14 protein-coding genes are annotated in these 16,517 nt (G+C 66.5%); 9 read left to right on the top strand and 5 right to left on the bottom strand.

Translation table 11 applies throughout. The features are described from left to right. Positions 1 to 63: 63 nt before the first annotated feature. Positions 64 to 1,290 carry a YbfB/YjiJ family MFS transporter gene (locus tag C8C95_RS09935; protein ID WP_116748473.1) on the bottom strand — a complete coding sequence of 409 codons (1,227 nt, stop codon included), beginning with the start codon at positions 1,288 to 1,290 and terminating at the stop codon, positions 64 to 66. A gap of 174 nt (positions 1,291 to 1,464) precedes the next feature. Here C8C95_RS09935 and C8C95_RS09930 point away from each other — a divergent pair, with 174 nt between their 5' ends. Continuing rightward, positions 1,465 to 2,568, top strand: a complete 1,104-nt coding sequence (locus C8C95_RS09930) for an alkene reductase (RefSeq protein WP_110960607.1) — start codon at positions 1,465 to 1,467, stop codon at positions 2,566 to 2,568. 104 nt (positions 2,569 to 2,672) lie between these two features. Here C8C95_RS09930 and C8C95_RS09925 read toward each other — a convergent pair whose 3' ends face one another. The 3 genes from C8C95_RS09925 to C8C95_RS09915 all read right to left on the bottom strand — a co-directional run bounded on the left by C8C95_RS09925 (position 2,673) and on the right by C8C95_RS09915 (position 7,543). Next, positions 2,673 to 3,260 carry a hemerythrin domain-containing protein gene (locus tag C8C95_RS09925; protein WP_056056944.1) on the bottom strand — a complete coding sequence of 196 codons (588 nt, stop codon included), beginning with the start codon at positions 3,258 to 3,260 and terminating at the stop codon, positions 2,673 to 2,675. A gap of 154 nt (positions 3,261 to 3,414) precedes the next feature. Then, positions 3,415 to 5,082: a methyl-accepting chemotaxis protein gene (locus C8C95_RS09920; protein ID WP_116748472.1), complete on the bottom strand. Its 1,668-nt coding sequence runs from the start codon at positions 5,080 to 5,082 to the stop codon at positions 3,415 to 3,417. A gap of 118 nt (positions 5,083 to 5,200) precedes the next feature. Continuing rightward, complete coding sequence (locus C8C95_RS09915) at positions 5,201 to 7,543, bottom strand: heavy metal translocating P-type ATPase (RefSeq protein WP_116748471.1); 2,343 nt, start codon at positions 7,541 to 7,543, stop codon at positions 5,201 to 5,203. 167 nt (positions 7,544 to 7,710) lie between these two features. On the opposite strand from C8C95_RS09915, the gene C8C95_RS09910 reads away from it, so the two are divergent. Together C8C95_RS09910 and cueR are read left to right on the top strand one after the other, a co-directional pair. Next, a complete protein-coding gene (locus tag C8C95_RS09910) occupies positions 7,711 to 7,917 on the top strand; it encodes a cation transporter (RefSeq protein ID WP_116748470.1) in 207 nt (68 codons plus the stop codon). Positions 7,918 to 7,953: 36 nt separating this feature from the next. Continuing rightward, complete coding sequence (cueR, locus tag C8C95_RS09905) at positions 7,954 to 8,481, top strand: Cu(I)-responsive transcriptional regulator (protein ID WP_243415671.1); 528 nt, start codon at positions 7,954 to 7,956, stop codon at positions 8,479 to 8,481. Positions 8,482 to 8,546: 65 nt separating this feature from the next. Here cueR and C8C95_RS09900 read toward each other — a convergent pair whose 3' ends face one another. After that, positions 8,547 to 9,428 (bottom strand): TetR/AcrR family transcriptional regulator, encoded by an 882-nt coding sequence (locus C8C95_RS09900; protein ID WP_243415670.1) that lies wholly within the window; start codon positions 9,426 to 9,428, stop codon positions 8,547 to 8,549. A gap of 155 nt (positions 9,429 to 9,583) precedes the next feature. Between C8C95_RS09900 and C8C95_RS09895 the strand changes: the two genes are divergently transcribed. The 6 genes from C8C95_RS09895 (at position 9,584) to C8C95_RS09870 (ending at position 16,459) form a co-directional block, all read left to right on the top strand. Continuing rightward, positions 9,584 to 10,426, top strand: a complete 843-nt coding sequence (locus C8C95_RS09895; RefSeq protein WP_116748469.1) for an ABC transporter ATP-binding protein — start codon at positions 9,584 to 9,586, stop codon at positions 10,424 to 10,426. After that, on the top strand, positions 10,423 to 11,313 hold the full coding sequence (locus C8C95_RS09890) for a branched-chain amino acid ABC transporter permease (RefSeq protein WP_116748468.1): 891 nt from the start codon (positions 10,423 to 10,425) through the stop codon (positions 11,311 to 11,313). Before C8C95_RS09895 ends, C8C95_RS09890 begins: the two co-directional genes overlap by 4 nt. A 10-nt stretch (positions 11,314 to 11,323) precedes the next feature. Next, entirely contained in the window at positions 11,324 to 12,361 is a 1,038-nt protein-coding gene (locus tag C8C95_RS09885) for a branched-chain amino acid ABC transporter permease (protein ID WP_015011893.1), read from the top strand. 285 nt (positions 12,362 to 12,646) lie between these two features. After that, a complete protein-coding gene (locus tag C8C95_RS09880) occupies positions 12,647 to 13,828 on the top strand; it encodes an ABC transporter substrate-binding protein (RefSeq protein ID WP_116748467.1) in 1,182 nt (393 codons plus the stop codon). A gap of 13 nt (positions 13,829 to 13,841) precedes the next feature. Continuing rightward, positions 13,842 to 14,660, top strand: coding sequence for an ABC transporter ATP-binding protein (locus C8C95_RS09875; protein ID WP_055398825.1), 819 nt, complete (start codon positions 13,842 to 13,844; stop codon positions 14,658 to 14,660). Further along, complete coding sequence (locus tag C8C95_RS09870; RefSeq protein WP_116748466.1) at positions 14,657 to 16,459, top strand: long-chain fatty acid--CoA ligase; 1,803 nt, start codon at positions 14,657 to 14,659, stop codon at positions 16,457 to 16,459. The genes C8C95_RS09875 and C8C95_RS09870 overlap by 4 nt, the downstream gene beginning before the upstream one ends. Positions 16,460 to 16,517 lie beyond the last annotated feature (58 nt).

Below are 16,517 nucleotides of genomic sequence, written 5' to 3'. Positions count from 1 at the left end.
CCTAGGCCCCGCCAGTATCGATTGGGAGCACGTAGCTCGACGCGCGGCCAAAACCCCTGTGTGCTACAGCGGCTTCTGCCGCCACGCCACCAGCGCCCCCACCCACAACGCGCAGGCCGAGAACACCAGCCCGCGCGCCAGGCCTCCAGGCCCGTCGGCGATCCAGCCCACCACCGTGGGCCCCACGATCTGCCCGGCCGCAAACACGATGGTGAACGCGCTGATGCCGCTGGCCCACAGCGCCTGCGGCAGGTTGTGCCGCACCAGCGCCGTGGTCGATGCCACCACCGACAAAAACACCCCGCCAAACAGCAGCCCCGAGGCCAACACCACCGGCCACGCGCCCGTGATGGCGGGCAGGATGGTGGCCACGCCCAGCAGCGCATTCAGGCGCGCCAGGGCCTCTCCGCCCCGGCTGCGATCCAGCAGCCCGGCCCAGATGCGCGACGACAGCACTACGGCCAGCCCCAGCAAGGCGTAGAACAGCGTCACCTCGCCCGCACCCCGGCCCTGCTCGCGCAGCAGCGCCACCACAAAGGTCATGTAGCCGATATAGCCCACGCCAAACAGGCCGTAACCCAGCAGCGCAGGGGCCAGGGCCCGCCAGCGCACGCGGTCGGGCACTGCAGCCTCCGGTGGGGTCCCGGACGCGGCGGCCACGGGTGCAGCCAGCCCGTTCAACACCCGCGCCGGCCACAGCAATGCCACCGTGGCCGCCACACAGGCCAGCGCCAAAGCCCACCAGGCCCAGGTCCAACTGTGCGGTGCTGGGGCCGCTGCGAGCACCGCAGGCACCAACAGCGCCGACAGGCTGATGCCCCAGCCCGTGCCGCCGTAGTACAGGCCCAGCAGCAAGCCACTGCGCCCCGGCACCTGCGCACCCAGCCGCGCCGCGAGCAAGCCCCCGGCAATGAACACCAGCGCACTGGCCCCACCAGCCAGCAGGCGCTGCGCCAACAAGGGCGTTGCCTGCGTAAAAAACCCGCTCAGGCCCATGAACACCGTGGCCATCACCGCGCCCACCAGCAGCACTGCCCCAGGGGCTGCGCGCCGCAACAGCCAGGGTGTGGCCAGAGCGCCCAGCAGATAGCCCAGCGCGTTCGCCGTGTTCATGCCCCCGGCCAGCGTGTACGACCAGCCCAGGTCTTCGCGCATGGGCGGCAGCAACAGGGCATAGGCAAACCGCGTGATGCCCAGCGAGATGGCGGCGCCCATCGACAAGGCCACGGCGAGCCACAGGCTGCGCAACGGGGAGACAGGGAACGGTGCGGGGGGCGATAGCAAGGGCATGGCCTTTCATTCTCATGCAACGGCCACGATGCTGCGGACGTGACGGGCTTGAGCGACTCGGCTAACACAAAACCGGAGCCCTTGTTGACGCGAGTGTGCTGCACGTTTTGCGCTGCAGCATTAAGCTGCAGGCCTGCTTTTTTGGCACATCGCCTTTCTCCAGGACTTCTCACCATGACCTCTTTGTTTGAACCCACCCGCGCGGGCGACCTCCAGCTGGCCAACCGCATCGCCATGGCGCCGCTCACGCGCAACCGCTCGCCCGAGGCCATCCCCACCGACCTGGTCGCCACCTACTACGCGCAGCGCGCCAGTGCCGGTCTCATCATTTCCGAGGCCACAGCCATCAGCCCGCAAGCCCAGGGCTATGCCGATGTGCCCGGCCTGTACGGCACCGAGCAGCTGGACGGCTGGAAGAAGGTCACCCGCGCCGTGCACGATGCCGGCGGCAAGATCGTGGTGCAGCTGTGGCATGTGGGCCGTGTCTCGCACACCGACTTGCAACCCGGCAACGCCGCTCCCGTCGCACCCTCGGCCGTGCAGGCCAACACCAAGACCGTGCTCATCAAAGACGGCGTGCCCACCTTCACACCCACCTCGATGCCCCGCGCACTCGATGCCGAAGAGATCCCCGGCATCGTGCAGGACTACCGCCACGCCGCGCGCAACGCCATTGCGTCGGGCTTTGACGGTGTGGAAATCCACGCAGCCAACGGCTACCTGATCGACCAGTTCCTCAAGACCGGTGCCAACCAGCGCACCGACGACTACGGCGGCAGCATCGCCAACCGCGCGCGCCTGCTGCTGGAAGTGACCCGCGCCATCGTCGAGGAAATCGGCGGCGGCCGCACCGGCATCCGCCTGTCGCCCGTCACCCCAGCCAACGACATCGTGGACGCCGATCCGCAGCCACTGTTCGACCATGTGGTGCGCCAGCTGGCGCCCCTGGGCCTTGCCTACATCCACGTGATCGAAGGCGCCACCGGTGGCCCGCGCGAAGTGGAAGGCCGCCCGTTTGACTACGCCGCCCTCAAGGCCGCCTACCGCGCAGCGGGTGGCAAGGGCGCATGGATGGTCAACAACGCCTACACGCGCGAACTGGCCGATGCCGCCCTGGCCAACGGTGCCGACATCGTGGCCTTTGGACGCCCCTTCATCGCCAACCCCGACCTGGTGGCGCGCCTGAAAGCCAACGCCCCGCTCAACGAGGTGAACCGCGCCACGCTGTACGGCGGCGGGGCCGAGGGGTACACGGACTACCCGGCGCTCAGCGCCTGAGTCCGCACCGCGCCGGAACGGCCCCATGGGGCCGCACCGGTTGCAGCTGCCGCTGCGCGAGCCAGCAGTCGCCTGCCGCAGTCAGCACCAAGCGGCGCAGTCGCTCAGGAGGGTGAGCCGAGCCCGATCGGACTGGGCGCCCGCATGACGATGCGGGTGAAGAGCCGGTCATAGGCCGCGTCGCGCGGCTTGCCCGGGGCCAGCGGGTTGGTGTTGCTGGCAAAGGCCGCGTCGATGGCAGTCCAATCGCCCGGCTGCAGGGTCTCCTGGGCGGCGGGCAGCACCACGGTTTCTTCCAGGCGCATGTGCTCCAGGTAAAAGCGGATGTAGCGCTCCAGTGCCAGCGCAAACGCCTCGCGGCGCGCATCGCCCATCAGCTCCCAGCCCAGCAGCAGGTGCTGCAGTTCGCGCACGGCGGCCTCGCCGCCCTCATGGTCACGCTCCAGCTGGGCGATGGCCTCGGCCGCCTGGGGCGAGCGCTCGGCCACCCTGGGGAACAGCCACTGCGACTCCTTGGGGTGGTGCTGGCGCTCGGGAAACTCGTCGATGTAGAACAGCATCGCCCGCATCACGTCAAAGAACGCGGCGGGCTCGTCGCCCGGGCCCTGGTCCAGCATCAGGCGCAGCGAGTGCAGCACCGCCGCGAGCGACGCATGCTCTTCGCGAATGGTTCGCAGACTGATCGACGGCATGGCGCACTCCCCAGGTTCAACAAGGCCCCAAGGGTGCCACGCGCGCACGGGTGCGCCCATGACGCAGGTCAATAAACCGCCGGGCAGCTCTGCCCACAAAAAAGCCCCGCAGACCAGGCCTGCGGGGCTCATCGGAAGAAAAGGCCTGGTGTGGTCAGTGCGTCAGGCGCGCCTGCGCGGCGCCTGTTGCCAGCGCCTGGGTTTGCGGCCCTGCATACGGTGCGGCCACGGCACCGCCGTGGCCGTAGCCGGCGGCCGATTCGGCCAGGCGGAACTGCTGCACCACGTGCGACAGGCGCGCGGCCTGCTCGCGCAGCGACTCGGCGGCTGCGGCGGACTCTTCCACCAGCGCCGCGTTCTGCTGCGTCATGCGGTCGATCTCGCCCACGGAGCTGTTCACCTGGCCGATGCCGGCCGATTGCTCGGACGCTGCGGCCGTGATCTCGCCAATGATGTCGCCCACGCGCTGCACGCTGCTCACGATGTCCTTCATGGCCGTGCCCGCTTCTTCCACGTGGCGCACGCCGCCATCCACGGCCGTCACGCTGCTCTGGATCAGGCCCTTGATGTCGCTGGCCGCCGCCGCACTGCGCTGCGCCAGGCTGCGCACCTCGCTGGCCACCACCGCAAAGCCCCGGCCCTGCTCGCCTGCGCGGGCCGCTTCCACGGCCGCGTTCAGCGCCAGGATATTGGTCTGGAAGGCAATGGAGTCGATCAGGCCGATGATGTCGCCGATCTTGCGGCTCGATGTCGAGATCTCGTGCATGCTGGCCACGGCCTGCTGCACCACGCCACCACCCTGTGTCGCCATCTGCGAGGCCGACGCGGCCAGCTGGTTCGCCATCTGCGACGACGACGCCGTCTGCTGCACCGTGGACGTGAGCTGCGACAGCGAGGACACGGCCTCCTGCGCGTTGCTGGCCGTCTGCTCGGTGCGCTGCGACAGGTCCTGGTTGCCCGTGGCGATCTCCTGGCTGGCCGTGGCGATGTTGCCGCTGGCATCGCGCACCTGCGCCACCAGCGCACTCAGGCCCTGCTGCATGTCGCGCAGCGCGCGCTGCAAATCGGCCACTTCGTCCTTGCCCTCGGCAGCAATGTGCTGCGACAGGTCGCCGCCCGCAATCGCCTGGGCCATCTTGCGTGCGTCTTCCAGCGGCTTGCAAATGGAGTTCATGTTCATGAGCGTGGTGGGCACCACCACCACGACGGTGATCAGCACCGCCAGTACAAATAGCCACTTGGTCTGGTTGGACACTTCGCTTTGCTGCGCCACGGACTTGGCCACCTCGGCGCGCAGCACCGAGTCCAGCTCGGCCATCAGCTTGTCGGCCTCGGCAAACTCCGCCACGGCCTTGCCGCTCATGCGGTTGGCAATGGTGGCGGTGTCATAGCCACCCGCCTCCAGCTGGCGCGCCACGTGCGCGAACAGCTCGCGGTAGCTGTCCAGGCGCTTGACGATGTTGCGCACCACCGGGTTGTCAGAGTCCTCCTCGCCTTCCAGGAACTTGTTGGCAATCTTCTTGGCCTTGTCCTGGCTCTCCACCCACTTGGCGTACGCGGCCTTCACGGCTTCGGGCTTCTCGTAGCCAATAATCATGTCCTTCTCGAACTGGCGGATGGCACCCATTTCGCCCCGCAGCTCGGCCATGTAGCCCACGTTGGCGAACGAGTGGTCCATGAAGTCCTGGCTCATGTTGTGGATGCGGAACATGCCCAGCATGCCCGCGCCTCCCAGCAACCCCAGCAGGCCCAGCACCACGCCAATGGCACCCAACATGCGCAAACGTATGGTGAACTGCCGCATGAGCGAGAAGAGATTCATGATCTGTCGTCCTTGATATAGCTATGCCAATGCGGTGACCGCACCTCCCCCGAGGCCACGGATTCGCAACAAATCGTTGCAGTTTGCCAGACATCGATGACCGTGCTGTACGTATTTATCACATGCGCCACCGCTTGAGTAGAAGGGCATTCGCCATCACGCTGACCGAGCTGAGCGCCATGGCCGCGCCCGCCACCACCGGGTTCAGGTAACCCAGCGCCGCCAGCGGAATGCCCGCCACGTTGTATGCAAACGCCCAAAACAGGTTCTGGCGGATCTTCATCACCGTGCGGTGCGAAATATCCAGCGCCGCCGCCACCAGCATCGGGTCGCCGCGCATCAGCGTGATGCCCGCTGCGTGTATGGCCACATCAGTCCCGTTGCCCATGGCCATGCCCACATCGGCCGCCGCCAGCGCGGGGGCATCGTTAACGCCGTCGCCCACCATCGCCACAATATGGCCCCCACGCTCCGCCGCTGCGCTGGGTCGCTGCCCCCCGAGGGGGCTTTCGCGCCTTGGGGCGGCCCGGCGGCGCTCATGGTGCTTGCCATCGCTGCCCTGTTGCAGCGCCGCCACCTTGGCGGCCTTGTCGCCCGGCAGCACCTCGGCCATCACCTCGCCCGCGGCCGGGTCCAGCCCCAGGCGCCGGGCCATGGCCTCGGCCGCGCCCCGGTTGTCGCCCGACACCATCACGGTGCGAATGCCGCGCGCCTTGAGCGCCGCCAGCGCCTCGCGCGCGCCCGGCTTGGGTTCGTCGCCAAAGGCCATCACCGCGCGCAATGCCAACCCTTCTGTGACCCGCTGGGCCACGGCGGACACCGTGGCGCCTTCGCGTTGCAACGCCTCCGCGCGGTCTGACAACGGGCCCAGTGCCACCCCCAGCTCCTGCATCCAGCGCAGGCTGCCCACCAGGTAGCTCTGGCCGTCCACCTCGCCCTCGGTGCCGCGCCCGGGCACAGCGCGCACGTCCTGCGCGGTGGCCACGCTGATCTGCCGCTCGCCCGCAGCCGCCACCACGGCACGCGCCAGCGGGTGTTCGCTGCCGCTTTGCACCGCAGCCACCGCCGCCATCACGGCCGCATCGTCGAAGCCTGGCACCACCTCAAACGCTGTCAGCCGGGGCTGGCCCACGGTCAGCGTGCCGGTCTTGTCAAAGGCCACCGTGTCCACCTTGTGCGCCAGCTCCAGCGCCTGCACGTCCTTGATCAGGATGCCGTGTTTAGCCGCCACGCCCGTGCCCGCCATGATGGCCGCGGGCGTGGCCAGCCCGAGCGCACAGGGGCAGGCAATCACCATCACGGCCACGGCGTGGATCAGCGCCGCCTCCAGCCCCGCGCCCATGGCCAGCCAGCCCGCCAGGGTCACCAGCGCCACCACCAGCACCACCGGCACAAAAATGGCCGACACCTGGTCCACCAGCCGCTGGATGGGCGCCTTGGCGGCCTGCGCGTCTTCCACCAGCCGGATGATCTGGGCCAGCACCGTCTCGGCACCCACGGCCGTCACCGCCATCACGATGCGGCCATCGCCGTTGATCGAGCCGCCCGTCAGCGCCGCGCCCACGTCGCGCGCCACCGGCAGGGGCTCGCCGGTCAGCATCGATTCATCCACCTGCGTGTGGCCCTCGTGCACCGTGCCATCGACGGGGATGCGCTCGCCAGGCCGCACCACCAATTGATCGCCCACCAGCACCTCAGACACCGGCACATCCACCTCGCCCTGCTTGGTGAGCAAATGAACCACATCCGGCCGCAGCGCATGCAGCGCGCGGATGGCGGCCGTGGTCTGGCGCTTGGCGCGCGCCTCCAGCCACTTGCCCAGCAGCACCAGCGTGACCACCACGGCCGAGGCCTCGAAGTACAGATGCGGCACATGCCCCGGGTGGTCTGAGGGCGCCGTGAGCCACAGCCACATCGACAAGCCCCAGCCCGCACTGGTGCCCAGCGCCACCAGCAAGTCCATGTTGCCACTCAGCGCCTTGGCCGCATGCCAGCCCGCCTTGTAAAACCGCGCCCCCAGGATGAACTGCACCGGCGTGGCCAGCACAAACTGCACCCAGGCGGGCAGCATCCAGCGCTGGCCGAACAGGTCACCGATCATGGGCAGCACCAGCGGCGCCGACAGCAGCAGGCCAATACCCACGGGTAAAAAGCCGGCCCAGGGCGACAAGTCCTCCGGAGCATCCTCCTGCCCCGCCGCACGCGGCTCGTAGCCCGCATTGCGCACCGCGCGGCGCAGGACCGCCTCCATGGCCGCGGCGTCAGCGCCTACCTGCGTGACAAAGGCAATGCGCGCAGACTCGGTCGCCAGATTGACCGAGGCCTCCTGCACGCCCGGCACCTTGCGCAGCGCGCGCTCCACACGGCCCACGCAGCTTGCGCAGGTCATGCCAGAAATGCCCAGGTCCAGCGAGTGCACAGACCCGGGCGCGGTGTTGAGGGGGGTGGTGATGGTGTTCATGGCCGGGATGCTGATCCTTGACGTGATGGCAAGGTCAAGCATTGATATTGATCAACCCTCACATCATGAGTGTCTTGAGCGATGTTTGACTCTGCCACGATGTCAAGCTTCAACATTCGCTTCGGTCGCATCCACGGCCACATTTCCAAACCCAACAAGGACACACCATGGCAACCAACACCACCACCTTCCAAGTACAGGGCATGACCTGCGGCCACTGCGAACGCGCCGTCACCCAGGCCGTGCAGCAGATAGATCCCAACGCCCAGGTGCGCATCGACCGCGCCAGCGGCAAGGTGGACGTGGACAGCACCGCCCCCCGCGAGGCCCTGGCCGCCGCCATTGCCGAAGAAGGCTACACCGTCGCGGCCTGAGCGCCGCGCCACCATGCACCCAGCGAGGGCCACACCATGACCACGCCCCACTCCCCCCATGCCTCGCATGTAACGCCAACCGCGCGCGCCAAGGCCGCTGCACCCCGCGCCACCACCTGGCCCGTGCCCATCGGCGTCGCTGCCAAGCGCGCAGGCATCTCGGCGCGCATGGTGCGGCACTACGAATCGCTGGGCCTCATCAACGGCGTGGCGCGCACCGACAGCGGCTACCGCCAGTACACCGAGGCCGACGTGCACGCCCTGCACTTCATCCGCCGCAGCCGCGACCTCGGCTTTTCGATGGAAGAAATCGCCGAACTGCTGGGCCTGTGGCACGACCGCGGCCGCGCCAGCAGCCAGGTCAAACGCATCGCGCAGCAGCATATTGACGACCTGAGCGAACGCATCGCCCAGATGCAGGCCATGCAGCGCAGCCTGCAAACGCTGGTGTCCTGCTGCCAAGGCAACGACCGGCCGGACTGCCCCATCCTGGACGACCTGGCAGCGGGGCAGACAGAACAACACGCCCCCCGGGCATCGCGCAAAACGCTACCAAATCAATAGCTGCTTGCGCATGTTCCACTAGCGCTTGGAGCGGTTTTTCTTTGAAATCTGTGTGGGCAGGCCCGTCAGGCACCCCCCAAACGCGCTGGAGCCTTGACCTTGCCAACTGCCGTTTTGCGGCGGGGTGCGGACGCTGGCGCGGCACCCGTGTCCGCGGCTGAAACCGGGGCCTGCGCAGGCCGCCGCAGCACCCCATCACACAGCGTCGCAATGCACTGCTGCGCCACCTGCTCGGGCGTGTATTCGCCATCGGGCTGGTACCAGCGGCCGATCCAGCTCAGGGCGCCAGCAATCACAAAGGCTGTCATCTTCGGGTCGCAGGGCTGCAGCGATCCTTCGGCCACGCCCTCGGCCACCAGGCGGCGAAATTCCTGGTCGATGGCGGACTTGAGGCGGCGCAGCTCCTTGCGGCTTTCGGGGGGCAGCTGCTCGTCGCCCACGCGGATCAGGCACATGCCGAAGTCCATGGTGACGATGCGCGCGTACACCTGCATGCAGGTCATGAGCTGGTCAATGGCCTTGCCGCCCGCTGCACGCGAGGCATCAATCCCCTCCAGCATCATCGTGAGGCCCTTGCTCACGCACTGCAGCAGGATCTCGTCCTTGTTCTTCACGTAGTAGTACAGCGTGGGCTTGGTCACGTTCAGGCGCGCGGCGATGTCGTCGAGCGAGGTGGCGTGAAAGCCGCGCTCGTTGAACAACTGGGCCGCCGCCTGCAGCACGGCATTGCGCTTGGCCTCGCGCTGGCGCTCGCGGTGCGACACCGGGGGCCAGGGAGACGCCGCAGCGGTCGGGGCTGGCGCAGGGGCGGGTGGGGCCGAGTCAACCTTCGCGGTTTTTTTGACCGGCTTGGCCAGCTTGACCTGTTTGGCAGCGGGTGCAGAAGACGGCGCTGCGGCGATGGGGGTGGCGCTGCGGCGGCGGGTTGCCACTTTGGCGTGGGGCATGGATGGCAGTTCCTCGGGAAAGTACGGATGCTGATGAGGGTCGCGGCTTCCAGAATCTACTTGCGAGTAAACAGTTTACGCACAAGTAGGAAATTTGCGCTGGGTTCCATCGAAATTTCTGTCAAAAGCTGCAGTCAACCCGTATTAGAAAGCCAATGGAGACAACCCCTTCCGGCCCCGCTGCTGCCACGCCCCTGCTGCAGGTGCAGGGCGTTACCTTGGCGTTCGGTGGCGTGAAGGCGCTGACCGGCGTAGGCTTTGACGTGCAGCCCGGCTCCATCACCGCCGTCATTGGCCCCAACGGTGCGGGCAAGACCTCGCTGTTCAACACCATCTCGGGCTTTTATCGGCCCAGCCAGGGCTCCATCCGCTTTCAGGGGCAAGACATCACCCGCGTGCCCGCACCGCAGCGCGCCAAGCTGGGCCTGGGCCGCAGCTTTCAAAACATCGCGCTGTTTCGCGGCATGACAGTGCTCGACAACATCAAGCTCGGCCGCCACGCGCACCTCAAGACCAATGTGCTTGATGCATTGCTGTACTTCGGCCGCGCGCGCCGCGAAGAGGCCGAACTGCGCCGCGACATCGAGGAACGCATCATCGACTTTCTCGAAATCGACCACATCCGCCACGCACCCGTCTCGGCCCTGCCCTACGGCCTGCAAAAGCGCGTGGAGATGGCCCGGGCCCTCGCCATGCAGCCGCAGATCCTGATGCTGGACGAGCCCGTGGCCGGCATGAACCGCGAAGAGACCGAAGACATGGCGCGCTTCATCCTCGATGTGCGCGAAGAATGGGGCGTGACAGTACTCATGGTCGAGCACGACATGGGCATGGTGATGGACCTGTCGGACCACGTGGTGGTGCTCAATTTCGGCCAGGTCATTGCCCAGGGCACACCCGCCGCCGTGCAGGCCAACCCCGAGGTCATCCGCGCCTACCTGGGCGCGGGCGATGTGGGCGACCTGCGCGCCAAGCTGCAGGGGGTGAGCACCGCATGACTGGCAACTTCGACTGGGCCTACCTGTTTGAGATCAGCCTCACCGGCATCGCCGGTGGCGGGCTGTATGCGCTGGCGGCGCTGGCCTTTGTGATGGTCTACAAGGCCACCCGCGTGGTCAACATCGCCATTGGCGAGCTGCTGATGGTGGGCGCCTACCTGTTCTTCACCTTCGCATCGATGTTTGCGCTGCCGCTGTGGCTGGCCATCCCCGCCGCCGTGCTGGGCACGGGCCTGCTGGGCGCGGTGATCGAGCGCACCATGATCCGCCCGCTGCTGGGCGAGCCGCCGATCTCCGTGTTCATGGTCACCGTGGGCTTGGCCTCGGTGCTGGTGGGCCTGGTGGAGATGATCTGGACGGCCGACCAGCGCCGCCTGCCCGACTTCATGCCCACGCAGCCCATCATGGTGGGTGACGCGTTCCTCGCGCCCAAGGTGTTCTGGGGTGCAGTGATTGCCGTCGTTTTCATCGCAGCAGTGCTGGTGGTGTTCCGCTTCTGGCGCGGTGGCGTGGCCCTGCGTGCCACGGCCAGCGACCAGGCCGCCGCGTATTCGGTGGGCATCAACGTGCCGCGTGTGTTCTCGCTGGCCTGGGTGGCCTCGGCCATGCTGGCGGCCATCTCCGGGATCATCGTCGGCTCGATTGGCGGCATCTCGTCCAGCATGGGCGTGTTCGGGCTGTCGGTGCTGGTGGTCGTCATCGTGGGCGGGCTCGACAGCGTGCTGGGCGCGCTCGTCGGCGGCATTCTCATCGGCCTGATCGAGGCGCTGGCCGGGGCCTACCTGGGCGGCGAATACAAGCTGCTGGCCACCTTCATCGTGCTGGTCGCGGTGCTGCTGGTGCGGCCGTACGGCCTGTTCGGCACCCACGAAATCGAGAGACTCTAAGGCCGGACCCATGCGCATCGGAACCCTCAAGGAAACCTACATCGCCGACGCGGCGCTGTTCGACTCGCGCACGCAAAAGGTGTGGCTGGCCGTGGGCGCTGCGCTGCTGGTGCTGTTCCCCTTCATGGCCAGCGACTACTGGCTGTACCTGGCCTGCCTGGTCAGCATCAATGTGGCCAGCGCCACGGGGCTCAACATCCTCACGGGCTACACGGGTCTCGTCAGCCTGGGGCAGGCGGCCTTCATGGGCCTGGGGGCCTACACCGTGGCCGTGCTGGAAACCAAGGTGGGCACGCCCTTTGTGCTCAACCTGCTGGCCGGTGGCTTCGTGGCCATGCTGGGCGGCATCGTGGTGGGCATCCCCTCGCTGCGCGTGAAGGGGCTGTACCTGGCGATTGCCACCATTGCCGCATCGTTCATCGCGCACTTCATCTTTGCCAACTGGAAGTTCACTGGCGGCACCGGTGGCCTGAGCGTGCCGCCCGCCAAGCTGTTCGGCATGGCACTCGATACATCGTTCCGCCTTTATTGGCTCATCGTGCCGGTCACCCTCCTCATGCTGCTGGGCGCGGCCAACCTGTTTCGCACGCGCGTGGGCCGTGCGTTCATCGCGATTCGCGACCGCGACATCTCGGCCGAGGTGCTGGGCATACCGCTGCTGCGCTACAAGCTGCTGTCGTTTGGGCTGTCGTCGTTCTATGCGGGGGTAGCGGGCGGGCTGTGGGCGTACTTCTTTCGCGTGGTCACGCCCGAGAGCTTTCCGCTGCTCATGTCCATCTTTTTCCTCGCGGCCATCATCGTCGGCGGCATGGGCTCCATCCTGGGCGGCATCCTGGGCGCAGTGTTCATGACCATGGTGCCCGAGCTGCTCAAGCTCGTGGTGGACCTGATGCCCGGCGGCAGCGAACTCACCGTGTTCCTCTCGCCGGTGCGCACGGTCATCTTTGGCCTGCTCATCATCGGTTTTCTCGTCTTCGAGCCCCATGGCCTGGCCGAAGTGTGGCGGCGCGTCCGTCGTTTCTTCCATCTCTGGCCTTTCCGAAACTGAGAGCCTATTGGTAGCCATTTCATGGGGTACGCATGACAACACACAGTCACGATCTAGGCGTCCGTCGCAGCGCATGCTGGCGGCCTGGGCAAGGCGGGGAACGACGAGCGTGGCTGTGTGCTGTCATGCCCGAAGGGTTGCCCCGCAGAGGTAGCGTCTGCAGCGTTGCCCATCCTCGCTGCACATCAGTGCAGCTTGCGGTGGGCGCCTTGCATCCACTGCCTCTGCGGGGCAACGTACCCCATGAAATGGCTATCAATAGGCTCTAACCCACAGGAGACAACCATGGACACACCACGCACTTCCTTCCAGCGCCGCCAACTCTTGCTCGGGGCCGCTGGCGCCGCAGCGCTCACCAGCCCGCTGTCGGTGCTGGCCCAAGGCGCTGAAGAGATCGTGATCGGCGGCTCCATCCCGCTCACCGGCGTGTTCGCGTTTGCGGGCGTGGGCATCAACGCGGGCATGGGCGACTACGTGAAGATGCTCAACGACGCGGGCGGCATCAAGGGCCGCAAGGTCAAGTACGTGCCCGAGGACACGGGCTACAAGGTCGATGTGTCGGTGGCTGCGTTCAAGAAGATCACCAGCCAGAACAAGGTCAACCTCTACTACGGCGACTCCACGGGCTTCTCCAAAACCATCAACCCCGAGCTGGACCGCAACGGCAACATCCTGATGGCCGGCGCGTCGTTTGCCACCGAACTCAACGACCCCAAGAAGTACCCCCACCAGTTCCTCGTGGGCCCCGACTACACCGAGATGTTCGGCATCCTGCTCAAGCACATCGCCAAGGAAAAGCCCGGTGCCAAGGTGGCCTTCGTGTACTCCGATTCGGAATTCGGCCGCGACCCCATCGAGTCCAGCGAAGCCATGGCCAAGCAGCTGGGCCTGTCGGTGCCCATCAAGATCATGACGCCCGCCGGCAGCGTGGATGTGTCCACCGAGGTCATCAAGCTGCGCCGCGCGGCGCCCGACTACACCATCTTCCACGGCTACATCCTCGCGCCCATCCCTGAGTTCATCACCCAGGGCAAGCAGCAGGGCATGACCAGCAAGTGGATGGGCACCTTCTGGACCATGGACAGCTCCACCGTCATGAAGATGGGCGAAGCCGCCGACGGCTTCATGGGTGTGATGCCGTATCGCTATTACTACGACACCGAGAAAGCGCCCATGCTGGAGAAGATCCGCGCGCTGCGGCCCGAGTACCAGAGCACGGCCTACATCCAGGGCTTCCTGGCCGCGATGCTGTTCACCGAGGCAGCCAAGCGCACGCTGGACGCTGGCAAGCCCCTTACCGGCCCCAACCTGAAGGCCGCACTCAATTCCATCAAGGACTTCGACACGGGCGGGCTGATCGGCGTGCCGATCACCATCAGCGGCAACTCCATCCCCGTGGGACGCGTGTACCGCGCCGACATGAAGGCGCAAAAAATGGTGGCCGCATCTGACTGGATCAAGCTCTGACCTCGCCTTTGCCATGACCCAGCCAACCCCGGCCAACGTCCTCGAAGTCAACAACATCGAGGTCATCTACAACAAGGTGGTGCAGGCCCTGCGCGGCCTGTCGCTGGCCGTGCCGCGGGGGCAGATCGTGGCGCTGCTGGGCAGCAACGGGGCAGGCAAGAGCACCACGCTCAAAGCCATCTCGGGCCTGCTGGCGCTGGAAGATGGCGTGGTCGAAAGCGGCAGCATCCACTTCAACGGCCAGCCAACGGCCGCCGTGGCCCCGCAGCAGCTGGTGCGCAACGGCCTGAGCCATGTGATGGAAGGCCGCCGCGTGTTTGAAGACCTTACGGTCGAAGAGAACCTGGTGGCGGCGACCTATGCGCTCACAGGGCGCAAGGATGCGACGCCGGATTTCGACCTGGTCTACAGCTACTTCCCGCGCCTGCACGAGCGGCGCAAGGGCCTGGCCGGGTACCTTTCGGGTGGCGAGCAGCAGATGCTGGCCATTGGCCGCGCGCTGATTGCGCAGCCCCAGCTCATCCTGCTCGACGAGCCCTCGCTGGGCCTTTCTCCGAAGCTGGTGGAAGACATCTTCACCATCATTGCGCGCATCAACGCCGAACGGGGCACCAGCATGCTGCTGGTGGAGCAGAACGCCACCGTGGCCCTAGCCGTGGCGCACCGGGGCTACATCATGGAGAACGGCAAGATCGTGATCGACGGCACGGCCGAGCGCCTGGCCAATGACCCGGACGTGCGCGAGTTCTACCTGGGCATGGGCGGTGGCGGCGAGGCGAAAAGCTTCAAGGACATCAAGCACTACAAGCGTCGCAAACGCTGGCTGTCATGAGCACACTCCCCGACCTCACCCTGCCCCAGATGCTGCGCGAGCGCGCACGCACCGACGCGCAGCGCATTGCCATCCGGCAAAAGGACTTCGGTATCTGGAAGCCCTTCACCTGGGCGCAGTACCACCAGCGCGCCAGCCACTTCGGCCTGGGGCTGCGCGCACTGGGCCTGCCTGCGGGCGGGCATGTGGGCGTGATCTCCGAGAACCGCATCGAATGGGTGCTGGCCCAGATGGGCGCGGGCCTGATGGGCGCCGTGACGGTCGGCGTGTACCCCACCAGCCCCACCAACGAGGTGGCCTATGTGGTGGGCCATGCCGACATCGAGATCATGGTCTGCGAAGACCAGGAGCAGACCGACAAGCTGCTGGCCGCGCTGCCCGAGTTGCCGCGCCTGAAAAAGATCGTGGTCATGGAGACCAAGGGCCTGCGCAGCTTTGCGCCCGAGGTGCGGCAGTTCATCACCACGTTTGACGAAGTGGAGCAGCTGGGCGCGGCGTCGGGCCACCAGGCCATCATCGACGATGCCCTGGCACGCCAGCGGCTGGATGACGTGGGCCTGATGATCTACACCTCGGGCTCCACCGGCAAGCCCAAGGGCGCGATGATTTCGTACCGCAACATACGGGGCGTGGTGCCTGGCATCGTGGACCGGCTGGAGCTGTCGCGCGAGACCACCCACCTGTCGTACCTGCCGCTGTGCCATGTGGCCGAGCAGATGCTGACCAGCTTTGTGCCCGTGTACATCGGCTCGCAGGTGAACTTTGGCGAATCCATCCGCACCGTGCAGGAAGACCTGCGCGAAGTCGCGCCCACCATGTTCCTGGGCGTGCCGCGCATCTGGGAAAAGCTGCACGCCGCCATCCACATCAAGCTGCAAGAAACCGGTGGCCTGCGCCGCGCGCTGTTCCACAAGGCCTACAACGCCTGCAGGCCCCTGGCCGAAAAGCCGCGCAGCGCCTGGAACGCTGCCGACAAGCTCACCTTTGCCGCGAGCTACTGGCTGGTGTTCCGTGCGCTGCAGAACTTCATTGGCCTGCGCAATGCCCATGTGGCACTCACCGGCGCGGCGCCGATTCCGCCCGACGTGGTGCGCTTTTTCCGCGTGCTGGGCGTGCCGCTCATCGAGGTGTATGGCCTGACCGAATCGACTGGCATGGTCACGGGCCACCGGTTTGACCACGTGGTGGTGGGCACCGTGGGCGTGCCCACACTGGGCGTGGAGCACCGCATTGCCGACAACGGTGAGCTGCAACTCAAAGGCGACATGGTGTTTGCGGGCTACTACAAGAACCCCGAAGCCACGGCCAGCAGCATCGTGGACGGCTGGTTGCACACGGGCGACGTGGTGCGCGAAGAGCAAGGCCAGATCAAGATCGTGGACCGCCTCAAGGACATCATGATCACGGCCGGCGGCAAAAACCTCACGCCGTCCGAAATCGAGAACACCATGAAGGGCAGCCCCTTCATCAAGGAATGCATCATCGTAGCCGAGGCGCGCAAGTTTGTCGGCGCGCTGGTGATGATCGACTACGAGACCGTGGGCAAGTGGGCCGAGGCGCGGCGCATTCCGTTCACGCACTTTCGCTCGCTGGTGGAGCACCCCGAGGTGCGTGGCCTCATTGACGCCGAAATCAACCAGGGCAACCAGCGCCTCGCGCAGGTCTCGCAGATTCGCAAGTTCCACCTGCTGACCAAGGAGCTGGACCACGACGACGGCGAGGTGACCGCGACGATGAAGGTGCGCCGCGCAAGCATCTACAAAACCTATGCGGCCGAGATCGAGGCGCTGTACCAATAGCCCAGGGCTTGCGCATTGGGACCCACTTACTATCAAAACAGGAGCTGATAGCGCAATA

The organism is Acidovorax sp. 99, assembly GCF_003096455.1.
Taxonomy (GTDB): domain Bacteria; phylum Pseudomonadota; class Gammaproteobacteria; order Burkholderiales; family Burkholderiaceae_C; genus Acidovorax; species Acidovorax delafieldii.
Note: the sequence above shows the minus strand (reverse complement) of the source record. Positions and strands in the feature narration are given on the sequence as shown.